Annotated in this window: 15 protein-coding genes; 6 read left to right on the top strand and 9 right to left on the bottom strand. The window is 67.9% G+C overall.

The window, feature by feature from the left end:
• Window positions 1-14: 14 nt before the first annotated feature.
• Window positions 15-1238, top strand: a complete 1224-nt coding sequence (locus tag AC16DP_RS27855; protein ID WP_329731535.1) for an AAA family ATPase — start codon at window positions 15-17, stop codon at window positions 1236-1238.
• A complete protein-coding gene (locus AC16DP_RS27850) occupies window positions 1235-1963 on the top strand; it encodes a hypothetical protein (RefSeq protein WP_329731534.1) in 729 nt (242 codons plus the stop codon). Before AC16DP_RS27855 ends, AC16DP_RS27850 begins: the two co-directional genes overlap by 4 nt.
• Window positions 1964-1972: 9 nt before the next feature.
• Here the strand turns inward: AC16DP_RS27850 and AC16DP_RS27845 are convergent, their stop codons facing one another.
• The 3 genes from AC16DP_RS27845 to AC16DP_RS27835 all read right to left on the bottom strand — a co-directional run bounded on the left by AC16DP_RS27845 (window position 1973) and on the right by AC16DP_RS27835 (window position 5256).
• Window positions 1973-3253, bottom strand: coding sequence for a carboxylate--amine ligase (locus AC16DP_RS27845; RefSeq protein WP_329731533.1), 1281 nt, complete (start codon window positions 3251-3253; stop codon window positions 1973-1975).
• Window positions 3254-3275: 22 nt separating this feature from the next.
• Entirely contained in the window at window positions 3276-4397 is a 1122-nt protein-coding gene (locus AC16DP_RS27840; RefSeq protein WP_329731532.1) for an acyltransferase family protein, read from the bottom strand.
• 70 nt (window positions 4398-4467) lie between these two features.
• Complete coding sequence (locus tag AC16DP_RS27835) at window positions 4468-5256, bottom strand: WecB/TagA/CpsF family glycosyltransferase (RefSeq protein ID WP_329731531.1); 789 nt, start codon at window positions 5254-5256, stop codon at window positions 4468-4470.
• A gap of 267 nt (window positions 5257-5523) precedes the next feature.
• Between AC16DP_RS27835 and AC16DP_RS27830 the strand changes: the two genes are divergently transcribed.
• Window positions 5524-6975 carry an amidase gene (locus AC16DP_RS27830; protein ID WP_329731530.1) on the top strand — a complete coding sequence of 484 codons (1452 nt, stop codon included), beginning with the start codon at window positions 5524-5526 and terminating at the stop codon, window positions 6973-6975.
• A gap of 5 nt (window positions 6976-6980) precedes the next feature.
• On the opposite strand, the gene AC16DP_RS27825 is transcribed toward AC16DP_RS27830, so the two are convergent.
• From AC16DP_RS27825 to AC16DP_RS27810, 4 genes are all read right to left on the bottom strand, one after another.
• Window positions 6981-7355 (bottom strand): hypothetical protein, encoded by a 375-nt coding sequence (locus tag AC16DP_RS27825; RefSeq protein WP_329731529.1) that lies wholly within the window; start codon window positions 7353-7355, stop codon window positions 6981-6983.
• Between the two features lie 119 nt (window positions 7356-7474).
• On the bottom strand, window positions 7475-8929 hold the full coding sequence (locus AC16DP_RS27820) for a M20/M25/M40 family metallo-hydrolase (RefSeq protein ID WP_329731528.1): 1455 nt from the start codon (window positions 8927-8929) through the stop codon (window positions 7475-7477).
• 78 nt (window positions 8930-9007) lie between these two features.
• A complete protein-coding gene (locus tag AC16DP_RS27815) occupies window positions 9008-9793 on the bottom strand; it encodes a hypothetical protein (protein WP_329731527.1) in 786 nt (261 codons plus the stop codon).
• A 45-nt stretch (window positions 9794-9838) separates the two neighbouring features.
• Window positions 9839-10291, bottom strand: coding sequence for a universal stress protein (locus AC16DP_RS27810; RefSeq protein WP_329731526.1), 453 nt, complete (start codon window positions 10289-10291; stop codon window positions 9839-9841).
• Between the two features lie 205 nt (window positions 10292-10496).
• On the opposite strand from AC16DP_RS27810, the gene AC16DP_RS27805 reads away from it, so the two are divergent.
• Complete coding sequence (locus AC16DP_RS27805) at window positions 10497-11633, top strand: SGNH/GDSL hydrolase family protein (protein ID WP_329731525.1); 1137 nt, start codon at window positions 10497-10499, stop codon at window positions 11631-11633.
• A gap of 90 nt (window positions 11634-11723) precedes the next feature.
• Here AC16DP_RS27805 and AC16DP_RS27800 read toward each other — a convergent pair whose 3' ends face one another.
• On the bottom strand, window positions 11724-11864 hold the full coding sequence (locus tag AC16DP_RS27800) for a hypothetical protein (protein WP_329731524.1): 141 nt from the start codon (window positions 11862-11864) through the stop codon (window positions 11724-11726).
• A 191-nt stretch (window positions 11865-12055) separates the two neighbouring features.
• Here AC16DP_RS27800 and AC16DP_RS27795 point away from each other — a divergent pair, with 191 nt between their 5' ends.
• Complete coding sequence (locus AC16DP_RS27795; protein ID WP_329731523.1) at window positions 12056-13375, top strand: hypothetical protein; 1320 nt, start codon at window positions 12056-12058, stop codon at window positions 13373-13375.
• Between the two features lie 199 nt (window positions 13376-13574).
• On the opposite strand, the gene AC16DP_RS27790 is transcribed toward AC16DP_RS27795, so the two are convergent.
• A complete protein-coding gene (locus AC16DP_RS27790) occupies window positions 13575-16892 on the bottom strand; it encodes an amidohydrolase family protein (protein ID WP_329731522.1) in 3318 nt (1105 codons plus the stop codon).
• A gap of 219 nt (window positions 16893-17111) precedes the next feature.
• Here AC16DP_RS27790 and sitA5 point away from each other — a divergent pair, with 219 nt between their 5' ends.
• Window positions 17112-18404, top strand: coding sequence for a SitA5 family polymorphic toxin (sitA5, locus tag AC16DP_RS27785; protein ID WP_329731521.1), 1293 nt, complete (start codon window positions 17112-17114; stop codon window positions 18402-18404).
• Window positions 18405-18480 lie beyond the last annotated feature (76 nt).

Genomic DNA, 18480 nt, shown 5'->3' with positions numbered 1-18480 from the left:
CATGTTCGGCGGAAATGCTGGAACGAATCGAAATCGAGAACCTCGGCCCCATCCAGAAGACGGGTGTGTCGCTCAGCCCCCTGACGGTGCTCCTCGGGTCCAACGCTTCCGGCAAGACGACCGTCATGCGTGGCATCGAGCTGTTCGCGATGCTGCGGAACCATCCCATGCAGGAGGTGAAATACGCGGGCTACTCACTGACGGGCTCCCACTGGCCCCAGATCATCAACGGGGGAGATGCAGCGAAGCGCCTCATCCTGCGTGGATTCGTCCAGCCTGGTTCCACTCAACCCGATTACGAAATGACGCTCGGCATTGATTGGGAGCAAGTACGCAGCAACATCGTTGCGCAACCGGGTGCAGAGCAAAAGGCCGAACCGCAGATCCTGAATGAACAACTGAGAGATCAGAATGGACGTTCGCTCAGCAGTGACATGGGAATTCAGGCGCTCAGGATCGACGATCGGCCAATCAGCCTGTCGCAGCCACGCCAATTTTCCATCACGTGGATGCTTTCCCAGGTCGGAAGGCTTCCTCCGTTTCGCGAGGAAACTGAGGGCCTTGTCCAATACCTGGAATCCTTCGGAACCGCCCGCTACTTTCGGCCGAACAGCACGGCGATGCTCCATCCCACCTCTGACAACGAGGTATGGCCAGACGGTTCGGGGTTCGTGGCAGCGTTGGCCACCCTCCAGAATCGGGAAAGTGAGCGCTTCGAGGCCATCTCGCAGAGGCTGAGCGAACTCTTCCCGCACATCCAGCGCATCCGCTTCGACATCGGTGCCAAAGGCAAGATCCAGCACCTGGTCTTTTCGACCCAACGCTCGAAGCAACTGATTCCGGCTCAGATGGAAGCGGATGGTGTCCTGACAACGCTGTTCCTGCTCTGGGCTGGAGCAACGACGCCTCCGCACGGCACGCTCCTCATCGATGAACCAGAAGCGGCTCTCCATCCTCATCTGATGGGTAAGCGAGTCGAATTCCTGCGTTCCCTCGCAGCTGGAGAGTTCACCGGCCATCCGCTGCGGGTTGTCGTCGCGACCCAATCAGTTGACTTCGTCCGCTGGGTGGAACCCTCGGAACTCCGCGTCGTAGAGTACAGCAACGAGACGAGCACGCTCATTCATGCCATTCCCGAAAGCGAAAACCTGCGCACACTTGTCGACAAGTTTCAGGCGAACGCGGGTGACCTCTGGTACTCGGGGGCTCTCGGCGGTGTGCCAGGGACAGGGGCATGAAAAAGCCTCTACGCGTCATCGTGCTCGGCGAAGGCAAGGACGAGCGCGGCAAGCCTCGCACGCTGCCGCCCTTCGCCCGCGTTCCCCATGATCAACAGGGCGCCATGGAGATCCTCGTGAGGCGTGCCCTATACCCGCTGCGCCATCCCGGTCAGTCCTGGCATCGAGGGCTCAAGGACAATGATGGGATACACGTCCTGCAACCCCCAGCACCACGGCTCCCGCGTCAGCCAGCGATGACCGAGCTCCTCGCCGACTCGAATGCGCTTGCGCCACTCGTCTCGGCGGCACTGAAACCACTGCGCGGGCCAGTCCCTGTCGACCTGCTCGTGGCCACACATGATGCGGATGAAGCCGCATCCTCCGCCATCAAGGCCGTACATGTGGTCAACACGAGCCTCGGTACCCATGTGCCGCTGCTTCAACCCGCGCCGGAGATCCAGGCATGGCTGACGAGCAAGCGGGCCATTGAGCTCGCCTACGACCGCGAGCACTGTACCGTGCCCGTGCCGGACGAGGACGCGCTGAAGAAGGACGCCAAGGCCGAGCTCCAGCGCCTGCTCCGCACCTTCGGGGGCAGCTTCAACGCGAAGATGCAAGCGAGCCTCGCCGAAAGAATGCCCGTCGAAGATCTCGGACGCTACGACTGGTCCGGATGGAATCAGGCCACCGAAACCCTGAAGGTGGCCCTGGTGGAAAACGGTCTCAAGAAGCTGGAACTGTGAAGCGCCTCCCTACCGGTCCAGCACCATCGTCCGGATGAAGCCCTTCGGGTGCCGCGCGTACGAGCGCAGGTGCATGGCCACGTCCACCATCCACGGCACCCAGTCCCCCGTGTCGATGACCGCGTCCACCGCCCGCTCCCGGTTGCGCGCGTACCACTCGCGCCAGTGCTTCACCTCGTCCGGCTTCAGCCTCCCCGACAACCCCTGCGCCCTCAGCAACAGCTCGAAGATGCCCCGGTGGCAGTAGATGTACTGGCCCCCACCCTTCCATCCCAACGCCTCCCGCGCCACCTCGCCCAGCGTCTCCTCGTGCCCACACGCCGCCTCGTACACGAACAGCGGCAGCGGGCTCCCCCGGGCGATGTCGAACCCCATCTGGCTGTAGAAGCGCGGGTTGAAGTCGATGAGGAGCTGCTTCCCTCCCGCCCGGATGAACTCCACCTCGAACGTGCCGTGGTACCCCAGCTTCTTGCACAGCGCCCGCACCTTCTCCGCGAGCTCCGGCTCCACCGGCACTTCCTCGAAGCACAGCCCGATTCCCAGCTTGCGCGGCCGCTGCAGCACCTTCAGCGCCCCTCGCGCCACGAACAGCTCGCCCGTCCGGTCCACGAAGCCGCTCAGGCTGAAGATGTTCTGCGCCGCCTCCGTGTAGAAGGCCTGCACCATCGGCCGGTTCGCCTTCGCGTCGTAGTCCAGCAGCTTCCGCCCGTACCGGTTGCGCTCCAGGAACTCCCGGTAGCGCGGCAACAGCTCGCTCGCGCGCTCCACCTGCGAGCCCTTCACGTGGCTCTCGAAGAGAATCTGCGTCTGCGGCTTGAGCAACACCGGGAAGCGCGCCTCGGCCGCCACCTTCTCCAGGTCCCCCTCGCCCTCCGGGAACCACGTGTCCGGCACGTCCAGCCCCACGTCCTTGCACAAGTCGTGGAGCCGCTGCTTGTTCAGCAGCCCGTAGATGACGTCCACCCCCGGCTGGTACATCCGGAAGTGCTGGCCCAGCTCCTCGCGGTGCAGCGCGAACAGCCACGCCATGTCATCGCTCGTCGGGTAGAGCACGTGCCCCGGCTCCGCCTCCCCGAAGCGCATCAGCCACTCCAGGAAGGCGTCCGAGTCCCCCACCTCCGGGCACTCCACCCGCCTCGTCACGTAGCGGCTCCAGCGCGCCGGCGCCAGCAGCTTGGACTCGGCCACGGTGACCGGGATTCCCAGACGGCCCAGGCTGCGCACCGCGGCCAGCGTGCCGTAGTAGTCGGCCATCGTCAGCAGGATGGGGGAACGGGACTGCGTCGTCATGATGTCGGATTCCTCGGGGCTCTCAGCCCGGATTGATCGTCGTGCTCACCACCGGCTGCGCCTCCGCCGCCGGCTTCTTCCCGCGCCAGTCGAACCGGTCCTTCAGCTTCAGGAACGGCTTCTCGAAGTAGCGGTAGCTCAGCGTCGCGAAGAAGATGCTCAGCGCCAGCGTCAGCACGTAGTACAGCGCCAGGTTGTGCGGCACCACCCGCCGCACGATGTTCAGCGAAATCATGTGCATCAGGTAGATGCCGTACGTGATGGAGCCCACGTAGCGCAGCCACTTGTGGTCGATCAGCGGCGCCAGCACGTGCTGGGGCCGGATGCACATCGCGATGACCATCATCGTCAGCAGCAGCGAGGACAGCCACAGCGGCGTGTCGTGGTTGTAGATGGCGAAGAACACCGCCACCACGATGACCGGCACGCTCCACACCTGCCCCAGCACCTTCCACGTCAGCTCGAACGGCTTGGGGAAGTGCACCAGGTACGCCGACAGGCAGCCCATGCACACCGAGATGGAGATGCTCGCGAGAATGCGCACCCACAGGTGCCGCGTGTCCAGGAAGCCCGTCTTCGTCGCCCAGCCCATGAAGATGCCCACCGCCAGCATCCCCGACATGAACACCACCGGGCCCCACGTGCTCTTGAAGTAGCGCACCACGAAGGGCCACAGCAGGTAGAACTGCTCCTCGGTGGCCATGGACCACGCGAAGTAGAAGATGATGCGCCCCTCTTCCAGCTTGATGAACCAGTTCGACGTGTACGTGAGGTAGTACTTCACGTTGTCGAAGAAGGCCCCGCGCACCTCCTGGTCCGTCTCGAACACCGAGACGAGCACGATGTAGAGCGCCGTCACCGCGTAGTAGAGCGGGAAGATGCGCAGCGAGCGCCGCGCGTAGAAGCCCTTGAGCGAGATGGTCCCCGTCTGCGCCCGCTCGCGCAACAGCAGCGTCGTGATGAGGAAGCCGCTGATGGCGAAGAAGAGCGAGACGCTCAGGTAGAAGCGGCCCACCAGTCCCTCGCGGGCCTCCAGCACGTGGTAGAGCACCACCGCGAAGATGGCGAGGGCTCGCAGCCCGTCCAGGGCTCCGAAGGTCTTGGTGCGAAGAAAGGCTTGATGGGCGGTCTGGGCGGATTCCATGCGCGCCTTCAGCAACGCAGAATTCCCCGCCCGCGACAAGAGGAGCCCGGGACGCACCCGGGCCCTGCCGCTAGCCCACCGCCTGCCCGCCCGGCGGCTCTCCCGTCTCGCCCGAGCGCCGCACCTCCGCCACGTGCGCGAAGTAGATGGGGATGCCCAACACGTACCGGCTGAAGAGCCGCCTCGGCTCCACCGCCAGACGGAACAGCCACTCCATCCCCACCTTGCGCATCACCACCGGCGCCCTCGGCACCTTGCCGCCGATGTAGTCCAGGATGGCGCCCCCATTCACGATGAGCACCGGGTGCGTGAGCGCCTCGCGCAGCTTCACCGACACCTCCTCCTGCTTGGGCATCCCCATCGCCATGATGATGAGGTCCGGCTTCGTCTCCGCCGCCAGCCGCAGGTACGTCTCCGGTGGATCAAAGCCCTCCTGGCTCGCCACCACGTTCAGCCCCCACTCCTCGAGCGTGCGCCGCGCGTTGTCCAGCCACGGCGAGCGCGTTCCGAAGAGCGCCACCTTCCGGCCCGCGTACCGGCGCGCCACCTTGGGGATGAAGTCCGTGCCATTCATGTTGAGCCCAAATGGCCGCTGGAAGGCCTTGAGGCCCAGCTTCACCCCGATGCCGTCGCGCAACACCAGGTCCGAGCGCAACAGCCCTTCCAACATCCCTGGCTGATTCCACCCCAGGTTCACCGCGTGCGCGTTGAGGAAGGAGAGGATGAAGGGGCGCGAGGGGCGGGAGAGCTCGTCGAGCAACGCCTGCTCGGCCGCCTCGTCGTCGATGATGCGCAGTCGGTTCATCAGCGCCATGAAGTTGCGCGCGCGCTCGGACTTCGTGGGCTCCTGGCTCGCCATGCGTCCTCCTGAGGGGCCGCGAGGATAGTGGACCCGGCCGGGTACCGGAACGGCTTGACGGGGGGTGCGGTTCGGACCCGCGCCGGGTGCCGGGTGACCTCGCCCGCCTGCCCCGAGTGTCCTCGGCCAACGGGGGCCCCTCCGCCCTCCGCCATGTGGTGAACGGCCGGGCCACACTTCCGGGCAGTGGATGACGGTGCCGCCGTGGCCCGTGTCTAGCTTTTGAAGTCCACGACGCAGCGCACAGTGCGCGGAGGACGGCGCCTTATGCAGGAGCTCAACTTCCTTCCGGCCCACCGCCTCGCGGCCCTGGTGCGCGCTCGCGAGGTGTCGGCCCGGGAACTGCTGGAGGTCCACCTCGCCCAGGTGGCCCGGCACAACGCCCGGCTCAACGCCCTCATCACGCTCGACGAGGAGCGCGCCCGCGCGCGCGCCCTCCAGGCCGATGAGGCCACCGCCCGCGGCGAGTCCTGGGGCCCCCTCCATGGCGTCCCCATCACCATCAAGGACTCGTTCATGACCGCCGGGGTGCGCACCACCAGCAGCTACAAGCGGCTGCGCCACCACATCCCCTCTCATGACGCCACCGTGGTGGCCCGCCTCAAGGCCGCCGGCGGCATCCTCCTGGGCAAGTCGAACCTGCCCACCCTCACGTTGGATTTGCAGACCAGTGGGCACCTGTTCGGCCGCGCCAGCAATCCGTGGGACGAGTCTCGCACTCCCGGGGGCAGTACCGGCGGTGGCGCGGCAGCCGTGGCCGCCGGCATGTCTCCCTTCGAGGTGGGCAGTGACCTCGGTGGCTCCATCCGTGTGCCCTCGCACTACTGCGGCGTGTTCGGCTTCAAGCCCACCGAGCACCGCGTCCCCATCTCCGGGCACATTCCGCCCTTGCCTGGCCGGCCTCGCGGGGTGCGGTATGAGGGCGCCGCCGGGCCGCTCGCTCGCTGTGTGGAGGACTTGAGGCTCGGGCTCAAGCTGCTCGCCGGGCCGGATGATGAGGACTTCGATGTGCCTCCCCTGCCCGTGCGCGACGTGCCCCCGCGCGAGCCCCGGCATTACCGCATCGCCTGGACGGATGATTTCGGTGGATTGCCCGTCACCCGGGAGACGCGCACCGCGATGGAGAAGCTCGCGCGCACCCTGGAGGGGCTCGGCTGCCGCGTGGAGCGCGCCGCTCCCAAGGACATCAACTACGACGAGCTGTGGGAAGTCTGGGGCCGCGTGCTCGGCGCGGAGATCGGCTCCGAGATGCCCTTCCTGTTCCGCTTCGCCATCAGCGTCCGCTTCAACGCCATGCGCGGCGAGGCCACCCTCAACCGCGGCGTCATCCGCGGAATGCAGATTGAAATGCCCGAGTACATCGAGGCCCTCGCCATCCGCGACCGATTCACCGGACAGGTCGAATCCTTCCTGTCCGATTGGGATGCGTGGCTGTGTCCCGTCTCCGTCGGGCAAGCGTTCACCCACAGGCCCAGCGGCGAGTGGATTGAAGTCGATGACCAGCGTGTCCCCTATATGGCGGGTACCGCCGGGTTCACTTCCGTGTTCAACCTCACCGGCCACCCCGTGGTCGTCCTGCCGCTCACGCAGTTGGTGGACTCACCGCTTCCGCTGGGCATCCAGGTGGTGGGGCGAAGGTGGCTCGATGAGGAGTTGCTCGCCCTCTCCGAGTCCCTCGCCCATGTCACCGGAGCGTTTCGCAAGCCTCCGGGGTTCTGAGCTCTTCAATCCACGTGCGCGTCCGGGTCCCCTTCCCCGAGCGCCTCGAGCACCAGCTCCGCTGCCTTCTCCAATGCGTGCCCCGGCGCCAGGTCCTTCGCCACGTACAGCACCGAGTGCACCTTCTCCGCCAACTCCCTCGTCCCCACCGTCTCCCCCTTCACCGCCTCCTCACACAGGTGCAACGCCAGGTCCACCAGCAGCAGTCTTCTCCGGTCCACCCAGCCCTGTGACAACTTGGGGCTCGAGCCCTCGGGTTGCGCCTCGTGCACACGCTCGTGCACCTGTTTCAGTGCGCTCAGGATGGAGTCGCGGTGCTCCTGCTTCAGCCGGCTCTCTCTCGGCGTCCGGCGATCCTCCGGGTCCGCTTCGTTGCTCATGGTCTTCTCTCGGCGACTTGGATGCGAACCCTCGGGGCTCGATACCCTCACCCCGGGGGGCTTGCCCCCCCTTTGAACGACGGGGGGCTCCTCTCCCGGAGGGCGAGGGGAGATTGGGCTCAGTTGGACTTGGGGCTCACGGGGGCCACAGCCGGCTTCGGCGCCTCGGCCGGCGGGGCCTCCGGACGCGGCAGCACCCCCGGCACCTCCGCCAGCACGTAGCTCACCCACGCCACCGCCGCCGTCGCCTGCGCCAGTTCCTTCGGATCCACCTTGTCCAGCGTGTCCGCCTCCGAGTGGTGCACGTCGAAGTACCGGCTGCTGTCCACCCTCACCCCCACGAACGGCACCCGCGCCGGCATCAACGGTGAGATGTCCGCTCCCCCCGCATCCCCCTGCAGCATGTTCGCCGCCCCCAGCGCCTCCAGCGGCTTCAGCCACGGGCTCACCAGCTCCGCTCCTCCCGGGCCCGCTCGCAGCGCCACCCCCACCGGCTTGAAGCCCCCCGCGTCCATCTCCATCGCCGCCACGTGGTTGGCCAGCTCCCCCGCATGCGCCTCCGCGTACGCCCTCCCTCCCTTCAGCCCGTTCTCCTCGTTCGCGAACAGCACCACCCGCACCGTCCTCCTCGGCGCCGGCTTCAGCTTCCCAATCAGCCTCGCCGCCTCCATCACCATCACCACCCCCGCGCCGTCATCGTGCGCCCCCGTCCCCACGTCCCACGAGTCCAGGTGCGCCCCCAACAGCACCACCTCCTTCGGCTTCTCCCGCCCCGGCACCTCCGCCACCACGTTGAAGGAGTCCACGTCCGGCAGCGTCTGGCACCCCAGCTTCAGCTCCACCTTCACCGGCCCGCTCGCCAGCAGCCGGTGCAGCAGCTCCGCGTCCTCCACCGACACCGCCGCCGCCGGAATCCTCGGCCCGTCCTCGTCGTAACGCATCGCCCCCGTGTGCGGCGAGCGCAGCGTCGCCGTCGCCAGCGAGCGCACCAGCATCCCCACCGCCCCCGCCTTCCCCGCCACCGACGCTCCCCGCGTCCGCAGCGCCGCCGCCTTCCCGTAGTCCGCCGCCACCGCCATCGAGTGGTTGAACAGCACCACCTTCCCCTTCACCTTCTCCCCCAGCGCCGCCACCTCCTCCAGCGAGCGCACCTCGACAACCTCGGCCGTCACCCCCTCCGGCGCCGTCCCCACGCTCCCGCCCAGCGCCATCAGCGCCAACGGGTGCTCCCGGTAACGCTCCGTCCCCAGTACCCGCCCGCTCTCCTCCCCTCGCACCCAGCGCGGCACCTTCACCGGCTCCAGCCACACCTTCACCCCGTCCGCCTCGAAGCTCCGCTTCGCCCACTGCACCGCCGCCTTCTCCCCCTCCGTCCCCGACAGCCGCGGTCCAATCCCATCCGTCAGCTCCGCCAGCCGCGCGTACGCGTGGCCCTCGGTGAGCGCCGCGCCAATGAGCCGCTCCGCCACCTGCGGCGAGGGGCCCGTCACGGCCGCGGGAGCCGGGGCCGGCGTCTTCGGCGCGGCGGTGAGCAGGGACAACAACGCGGCGGACAGCGGGAGGAACGAGGGCACGTCGTGACTCCGGGAGGAGAGGGGGCCTGCACTCTCGTTCCGCCAGCGCTTCCTCGCAAGCGCCTCGGTATTCCCGCGCTACTCGCGCCTCTCCCCGGCTCGCACCGGGGCGACGGGTCTCAGCGGCTCGTCCTTCACCACCGGTACGGGTTCCGGCTCCTCGAACATCGCCGCGCCCCCCGCCAGGCACAGCAGCACCCCTCCCACCACCATCAGCCACGCGATGAGCTGGAAGTCCTTCTGCCCCAGCACCTCCCGCTCCGTGCCCTGGAACACCTCCAGCCGCTCCCCGCCCACCAGCACCGGCCCCCGCTCTCCCAACGCCACCTGCCCCATCACCACCACGCTCGCCCCCACCTCCAACCGCTCCTCGCGCAGGCGCGTGCCCGCCCCCACGTCCCCACGCCCCGTCTCCGTGTACACGTAGCGTGACAGCACGTGCGACGGCACCTCGTAGCCGTTGAAGAGACTCCCGGGCGTGTACTCGCGCACCTTCATCCCCACCAGCGACGCCCCGCCAGGCTCGAGCCCGATGCGGCCGAACTCGTCCTCCAACTCCCAGCCCTCCGCGTATTCCGTCTCGTGGAAGAGCGTGCTCGAGTTCTCGCCATCCCGCTCGTCCACGCGCAACTGGTAGTACGCACAGTCCACGTCCGCGAGCGGCGCACGCACCGGCTTCCTCGCGCCCAGCCGGCCCACCACCTTCACCGTGGTGCCCGGCCGCGCCTCCATCACCCGGCTCCTCGGCGTGCCTCGCAGCCTCGCGAGCCGGGCCCTGCTCCACCACAGGTTCCCCACTCCGGCCGCCAAAAGGCCCAGCCCGAGCAGGAACACCACCGCCAGGACGATGCTTTCTTCATCCATGCCCGGTCCTTGCTACCCCAGGCGGGCACCATCCTCCAAACCGGCCTACTTCTTCTCCGCCGGCACCCGGTACGTCAGCACCGGGCAGGGCGCCAGCCGCACCACCTTCTCCGCCACGCTCCCCATCATCAGGTGCGACAGGCCCGTGCGCCCGTGCGTGCCCATGATGATGAGGTCATACCCGCCCTCCTCCGCCACCCGGGTGATGACGTGCGCCGGCTCGCCCGCCTCCAACATCTGCTTCGAGTGCGGCACGTCCTTCAGGAACGCCGTCAACTGCTGGTCCGCGTGGTTGCGCAGGTACGTGGACAGCGTCAGCTCCGGCTCGCTGCGCGTCAGCACCACCATCTCGTCCCCCGCGTACTCCGACGGCCTCCACACGTGCAGCACGTCCAGCTTCGCGTCGAATCGGCTGATGAACTGGTGCGCGTACTCGAGCGCACGCTTCGACGTCTCCGAGAAGTCCACCGGCACGAGGATTCGCTGAATCTTGTTCATGGTTCCACTCCAGGTCGGGTCTCCCCTCCCTGGTGCAATGGCCGTTCCCACCCCCGCTCCCTCGGAAGGCCCCGTACGCACAGCGCAAATGCTGCGTCCGCTCCACCCCCACGCAATTCCTGCACCTGCCCGCTGGAGGGTCAGGCGCGCGCGAGTGACGCCGTGCTCGCACCGGGCCATACTCGCCGCCCCGGAGGAGCTACACATGAGCCGATTCCACCTGTCCTGGCTGCTGCCCGTCCTCTTCATGGCCGGCTGCGAGCCCTTCGACCCCTGGTTCGACTTCGCCCCCGATGACAAGCAGTTGCAGCACATCGGCCGCATGGACTGGTCCACCGAGAATGGCCCCACGTATGCCCATTCGGGTGTCACCGTCCGCTTCCGGTGCAACTGCACCGGCGTGGACGTGGCCTTCCAGGACCATGGCACCGGCGGCGACGAGCACACCAACTGGGTCAACGTCATCGTCGACGGGAAAACAGCGGCCAAGGTCCAGCTCAAGCCCGGTCGCAACCTGCTGCGCGGCGCCCGCAACCTCCCCCGCGGCGAGCACCTCGTCGAAATCGTCAAGCGCACCGAGCCCTATGCCGGCAAGGTGACCTTCCTCGGCGTCAGCCTCCAGGGCGTCCTGTTGGATCCGCCCCCCTGGCCCGAGAAGAAGTTCGAGTTCATCGGCGACTCCATCACCTGCGGCTACGGCAACGAGGTGGACATCTACGCCCCCACCTATACCGAGCCCAACACCGGCTACCACTCGAAGAACGAGGACATCTCCCAGGCCTACGGCTCCATCCTCGGCCGCCGGTTCAAGGCCGAGACCGTCACCACCTGCATCTCCGGCACCGGCGTCTACCGCAACCTCGATGGCTCCACCGTGGGCAGGGCCTTCCCCTACCTCTACACGCGCATGTACCCGGACGAGGAGAAGCCCCTCTGGAACCCGGCGTACTACGTCCCCGACGTCATCGTCATCAACCTGGGCAACAACGACTTCAACGTGCTCGGCGAGGACAAGCTCCCGACCGCCCCGCCCGCCGAGGAGTTCAAGGCCGCCTACGCCTCCTTCGTCCAGCAGCTGCGCGAGTACTACCCGGACGCGAAGATCATCTGCTCCGTGGGCCCCATGATGAACGACAACTACCCCGCCGGCCGACAGCACTGGACCAAGATGAAGGCCTACGTCTCCCAGATGGTCGAGTCCCTCGGAGACCCCAACGTCTTCTACTTCGCCTATACCCCCATCGTCGGCGACCCCTACGGCGAGGACTGGCACCCCACCAACGAGTCCCACGCCAAGATGGCCGAGGAGATCGCTCCCTTCATCGAGAGCCTCGGGTTCTGAGACAGGGACACGGCCCGAGTGGGAACCCGGGGCCGGATACCCTCACCCCGTCCCTCTCCCGGCGGGAGAGGGGAAATCGGGCTCCTGGGGTCAGCGGACGAACCGGAGCAGCAGGGCGGAGTTGGGAGGCACGGGGACCGGTCCGCGGCCCACGTCCGCCGCTCCCTCCGCCCTCGGCAACAGCACCGCCTCTCCCTCCCGCGTCCCCACGGGCCCCGCGAGCTTGTGCATGCGCCCCGCAGCCGCCATCGTCTGACGGGGTGTCCACGCCCACCGGGTGCTGGCGCCCCCTCCAGGCAGGCGAGCACCCCGCGTCCCTGGCACCGTCTTCCAACCGGCGCTCGCGCCTCACCTCGGGGATGTTGTTCCCCTCGCGCCCGAGACGAACCTTGCCCCCGTCGTTCTCTCGAGGGGGGTTTCCCATGTCGTCCGAGATGCAGGCCCCACGCCGGGGCTGGAAGTGGTTCGTGTTGGGAGCGCTCGTGCTCGCCGCGTGCGGCGTCGCGCCCGAGCCGCGAGGAGAGGACTCGCGCGAGGAGGGCTCCGTCTCCGCCCTGCGCGACTCCCATGGCGGGCAGCGCGTCTTTCCCACCTGGTCCACGCCCACCTTCGCCTCCACCCCGGTGCTCGCCACGGATGGACGGCAATTCCTCACCGTCTGGCGTGACTCCGGCCGGCCTGGCCAGCTCTTCGCCGCTCGCGTCTCCCCGCACGGCGAGCTGCTCGACCCCGAGGCCATCCGCCTCGACCTCGAGCCCACCGTCGAGACCGGCAACCCCGCCGTCGCCTACGACGGCAGGCAATTCCTCGTCGTCTGGCAGGGCCAGCGCACCCTGTACCTCGTCCGGGTGAATCGCGACGGCACCGTGGAGCCTCCCGTCCTGCCCCTCGCCGATATCTTCGGCAGCCCCGCTCCCGCTCCGGCCATCGCCTGCGGCTGGCGCAAGTGTCTCGTCGCCTGGCCCGACTTCGCCGACCCCCGCACCATCCGCGGCGTCCTCCTCGAGACCGATGACCATGGCCTCGGGACTCGGGAAATCCTCATCGCGTCTCCCGCACCGTCCATCGCCCCCTTCGGCATCTCCGCCGCCTGGGGACATGACCGCTTCCTCGTCGCCTGGAGCGCCGCGCGCGCCGGCTCCCAGAAGATCATCGCCGCCCGCGTGAAGACCGATGGCACCGTGCTCGACCCGGAGGGCCTCCTGCTCTCCGACGCTCCCGGTGAGCAGACCCGGCCGGATGTCGTCGCCACGAAGCAGGGCTTCGTCGTCGCCTGGACCGACACGCGCCGCGACAACCCGGACATCTTCGGCACGCTCGTGAAGGCAAATGGCTCCGTGCCCGATTCCGATGGGTTCCCCATCGCCACCAGCGCGGACACCGACTTCCTTGCCGCCCTCTCCTACGATGGCTCGCGCGTCCTCGCCTCGTGGACTCAATCGAGCCCGAACCACATCTCCGTTCGCGGCAACTTCGTGCGCGCCGATGGTTCCCTCGCTTCTCCGGGCGGATTCCCGCTCTCGGCCGGGGAGTTCGTCCGCGAGGGACAGTCCGACGTCGTGTTCAACGGGGACACGCACTTCGTCGTCTACGGCGCCGCTCCCGTCATCGACGAGCCTCCCTTCCAGGTCATCCTCGGCTCCCGCGTGAAGAAGAACGGGGCGCTCGTGGATGTGCCTCCCATCCGGATCTCCCACGCGCCTTCCGTGGAGGGGACGGCCGTGGTTCCTGGGGAGCGGTGAATGGGGGCGGGGTGGGGTCACATTGATCGATGACCCTCACCCCAACCCTCTCCCAGAGGGAGAGGGGGCGTGGCACGGGGGCAACCTGGGATGCGTGGCACCCTCACCCCGTCCCTCTCCCGGAGGGCGAGGGGAGATTGACGCGGTCCCCCCTCTCCTTCGTGCTTCTGTGCCGCGGTGGTTCTCGCGGTGGGCTTCCTCAGTCCTCGTGCGTGCTCACCGTCGTCGCCGGGCCCCACGCCTCCTGGCCCTCCCGCTCGAAGAAGAGCGGCTCGCGCTTCCGCGCGCTCCCCCCCACCTCGTTCAACGTCAGCGAGTCGTACAGGCGTCCGCCCACCATCGTGTACTGGATGCTCGTGCTGTGGCGCAGGTCCTCCAGCGGGTTCTTCTCCAGCACCAGCAGGTCCGCCAGCTTCCCCTCCTCCAGCGAGCCGATGTCCCCGTCCAGCCCCAGGTAGTGCGCTCCCGACAGCGTCGCCGCCCTCAGCGCCTGCATCGGCTTCATCCCGCCCTGCCCGAACATCCACAGCTCCCAGTGCGCCCCCAGGCCCTCGCGCTGCCCGTGCGCTCCCAGCTGCACGCTCACGCCCTTGTCGTTCAGCTCCTTCGTCACCCGGGCGATCTGGAAGTGGTTGAACTCGTCCTCCGGCGCCATCACCGGCCGGCGGCTCCGTTCGTCCACCACCCGCCTCGGCACGAACGCCAGCAGCCGCTTGTCGTCCCAGACGTTCGTCTTCTGGTACCAGTAGTTCTCACCCCACACGCCTCCGTACGCGACGATCAGCGTCGGCGTGTAGCCCGTCCCGCTCCGGCTCCACAGCTGCTGCACGTCCGCGTACGCCTTCTCCACCGGAATCGAGTGCTCGATGCCCGTGTGCCCATCCACCACCATCGTCATGTTGTGCTGGAAGAGCGAGCCGCCCTCCGGCACCACCATCATCTCCAGCTCGCGCGCCGCCTGGAGCACCTTCTGCCGCTGATCCCTCCGCGGCTGGTTGTAGCTCTTCACGCTGAACGCCCCCACCGCCTTCAGCCGCTTCAGGTGCGAGCGCGCGTCCTCCACCGTCTCGATGGGCACCCGGGACACACCCGCCGCGCCGTACAGGATGTTGCCCGTCGAGAACACCCGCGGCCCCACCATGGCGCCGGACTTCACCCGCTCGCTCGTCGCGAAGATGGCGCCCGCGTCGTTCGACGGGTCGTGCACCGTCGTCACGCCGAACGCCAGCGAGGACAGCAGCTTCCAGTTCTGCTCCGGCAGCATGCCCTCGTCCGACATCACCCCGTGCCAGTGCACGTCCACGAGGCCCGGCATCACCGTCTTCCCACGCACGTCCACCACCTTCGCCCCCGCCGGCACCGCCACCCGGCCCCTCGGGCCCACCGCCACGATGCGGCTGCCCTTCACCACCACCACGCCGTCCTCCAGCACCTCGTCACCCTTCATCGTGATGACGCGGCCGCCCACCAGCGCCACCGTCCCCTCCGGCACGTCCGTCTTCACCTGGAAGCCGATGTCCAACCCCGTCTCCGGCGTCTCCGGCAGCTTCTCCGGCGCTCCCTCCTGGAAGCGGAAGCTGTCCTTCAGCTCGCGCGTGTACAGCTCCGGCCCCAGCGCCCAGTGCAGCCGCTTCCCATCCCCCGACCAGTGCAGCCACTCGCCCGCATCCCGCGACACCTTCGCCACCGGCAACGCCTTGCCCTCGGGGCTCGCCACCGCGCCCTTCGCCCCGCGCGGCAGCGGCATGATGAACGCGTTGAAGTTCTCCCGGAACGCCAGCCACTGCTCGTCCGGCGACACCCGGTACTCCGTCGCCTCGTCGCTCGTCAGGTGCGTGCGCGGCTCCGTCCCGTCCAGCCGGATGCTCTTCAGCGCCCGCTCGTCGTCCTTCTCCCGCTGCTCCACCGTCAGGAAGAACACCCGCTCCGAGCCCGCCCCGAAGTGCGGCTGCACTCCGTCCTTCACCAGCCGCTTCGCCGTGCCTCCCGCCGCCGGCATCACGAACAGCCCCTGCTCCCGGCCGTACAGCGCCGAGCGCAGATGGCCTCCCCCCACCGCCCGGTACACGAGGAAGCGCCCGTCCGGAGACAGCGCCGGCTCCACGTAGTGCCCCGGCTTCGTGCTCACCACCCTGCCCTCGCCGCCCGTCACCGGCACCACCCGCACCGTGCCCAGCTTCTCGTCGTCCCACGTCGTGTAGACGATGCTCTTCCCGTCCCGCGAGAACGACGGGTACATCTCCGTGTGCTCCGTCTGCTTCGTCAGCCGCTTCGGCGTGCCGTTCGGCAGCTCGCGCACGTACAGGTGCCCCAGCGCCTGGTACACCACCTTGTCCCCCTTCGGAGACACCTGCACCCAGCGCAGCATCTTCACGTTGAACTTCTCGGGCGCCACCGACTGCGGGAAGCGCAACGCCTCGTGGATCGCCCGGGTGCCGCGCACGCGGAAGGGAATCGGCGTCACCTTCTTCGTCGCCACGTCAATCCGATGCAGCTTGCCGCCCGCCCAGAACACCACCGACTTGTTGTCCGGCGTCCACGCCATCACCGGGTACACGCCGTGGATGGCCCACGTCTCCTGCATGTCCCGCTCGAGCCCGTCGAAGAGGGGCCGCTCGGCACCGGTCACCAGGTCCGCCACGTAGAGCGTCGTCTTCCCGCGCACCCGGCGGACGAAGGCCAGCGACTTGCCGTCCGGCGACGGCGTGGGACGGATGGAGCCGCCCGGGCCCGTGATGAAGCGCTCCGTCTCCCGCGTGTCCAGGTCCAGCCGCTGGATGACGTAGATTTCGCCGTTCGGGTCCTTGTTGTACTCGAACACCTTCCCGGGCGTGATGTCCTGGCTGTAATAGACATACCGGCCGTCCGGAGAGAACACCGGCTCGCCCACGTCCTTCTGATCATTCGGACGCTCGGTGAGCTGCACGCCGTCACCGCCCGAGCGGTGGTACATCCAGATTTCCCCCGCGCCCAGCGAGCGCCGCGAGGTGAAGTGCTTGCGCGCGATGAGGTACTGCCCGTCCGGAGACCACGCGGGGCTGTTGAGCAGGCGGAACTTCTCCTGCGTCACCGCCGTGGGCTCCGAGCCGTCGCGCTTCACCACCCAGATGTTGTCCCCGCCGCCACGGTCGCTCGTGAAGGCGATGGACTTCCCATCCGGGCTGTAGCGCGGCTGCATGTCCCAGGCGACGCCGCTGGTGAGCACCTTCGCCTCGCCGCCGCCGATGGGCAGCGTGTAGAGATCGCCCAGGAGATCGAAGACGAGCTCGTCGCCCTTGGGGCTGACGTCCAGGCTCATCCACGTGCCCTCGGTGACGTCGAGCTCCACCTGGGTGGCGGGGAAGCCGGGCGCGTTCACGTCCCACTTCTCCTCGGGCTTCTTCTCCTCGGGCCTGGCCGCGTCCTTCGCGGGCTGCGCGGCCAGGGCGGGCGTGGGGGCCGGCGCCTGCGCGCGGGCGGAGAGGGGCAACGCGCTCGTCAGCAGGAGCGCGAGACAACGGAGGCTCAATCGGTTCACCGCGGTTCCTCGTCGGTCTGGCGTGATGGGGCGCGCAGCCTACCCCGGCGAGGACGCGTGTGGAGTTCGTGGAAGCGGGCGGGCGGGCACGTTTCCACGCCCGGTGCGGGTGGGCCGGTGCGGGGAATCCGCGTTCCCCTTGGCCCGGAGCACACATCATCGTCTCCGCGATGATGTTCTCCCGTAGGCTGGAAACCTCCGCGCTCTGGAGGGGGTCCTGTGACACCACGTCTGGCCGTGACTCACCTGTTGCTGGCGCTGTGCATCGCGTGCGCCACGCCGCGCGTGGTACGCCTCGAGACGGGTGAGGGGGCTCCACTGGAGTACAAGCCGCGCACCGTCAATGCGTCCATGCGAGTGGACGAGATTGATTTCGAGGAGGCGCTGACGCGGCTGGTGCTGGAGACCCCTCTGACCCTCCTTCCCTCCCAGCCAGGAAGGCTGGTGCGCGCCTCCTATCCAGGTAACAACGCGGACGAGCGTTCGGAGCACCTGCTGCGCAAGAGCTTCGGAGGCGTGTGCAAGGCGGGCCAGCGCGGGGAACAGTGCCTGTCGCGGCTCCATGATGTGAAGAGCCTGGGTGAGTGGGACAAGCTGGGAGTCGCCCTGGGGCTGTCGCTGGAGCCCATGCGCCAGAGCATCGCCAGGGCGGTGGAGGACACCCTGGCCCCCCACCTCTTCTACACGGTCATCGCCACGGGGCTGGTGACCTGGGTGGCCCTGGCGGCGAATCCCGAGCCGGTCTTCACCAAGGCGGCGGCGCTCGTGTCGGCGATGATGCTGGTGTACCTGGGAGTGGAAACCTTCCTGGACGTGATGAAAGCGAGCAGGGAGCTGAAACGAGCCACCGACCGGGCCACCACCGTCGAGGAGTTGGAGGATGCGAGCCAGCGCTTCGGACGCGCGGTGGGACCGGGAATCGCGCGCGTCCTGATCCTCTCGGTCACGGTGGCGGTGAGCCATGGCATGACCGGAGGGGCCGCGTGGCTGGCCTCGCGGCTGTCGATGCTGCCTCACTTCCCGGAGGTGGCGGCACTCGGGGCCTCCCAGGTGGGCATCCGGCTGGCGAGGGCAGGCCAGATCAGCGAGGTGGCCGTCGTAGAGGGCAACCTCGTCATCACCCTGGCATCCACGGCGGTCGCGATGATGGCCGGAAGTGGTGATGCTCCGGGGGACGCTGGCCGTACGGACACGACCGTCGCATCAACGAACTATCGAGAGACGTTCTTCGAAGCGCATCCTGGCTTGCGCGGCAAGGTCCTCGTACATCATTCCATTGAGCAACAAGTGCTCAAGAAGTACCCAGGGCTGTTCACGGAGGCGGAGATTCACTCGTTGAAGAACCTCCGTGGAGTCCCGAAGTCCATCAATCCAGACCTTCACCTCAGCAAGCTTCGACGCGCCTGGAACGATTTCTATCGCACCCACCTCAATCCAACGAGGCAGCAAGTGACTGACTTCGCAGCGCAACTGGACAAGCAATTTGGTGGGCTGTTCGAGCCCCCTCTTTAGATTGAACGGAGGCCGCCATGAGCAGGGATCGGTGGGTGGTGTCTCCTGAAGTCGCTGGGGAACTGGGGGAGAACAC

Source organism: Archangium sp. (assembly GCF_057119385.1).
Note: the sequence above shows the minus strand (reverse complement) of the source record. Positions and strands in the feature narration are given on the sequence as shown.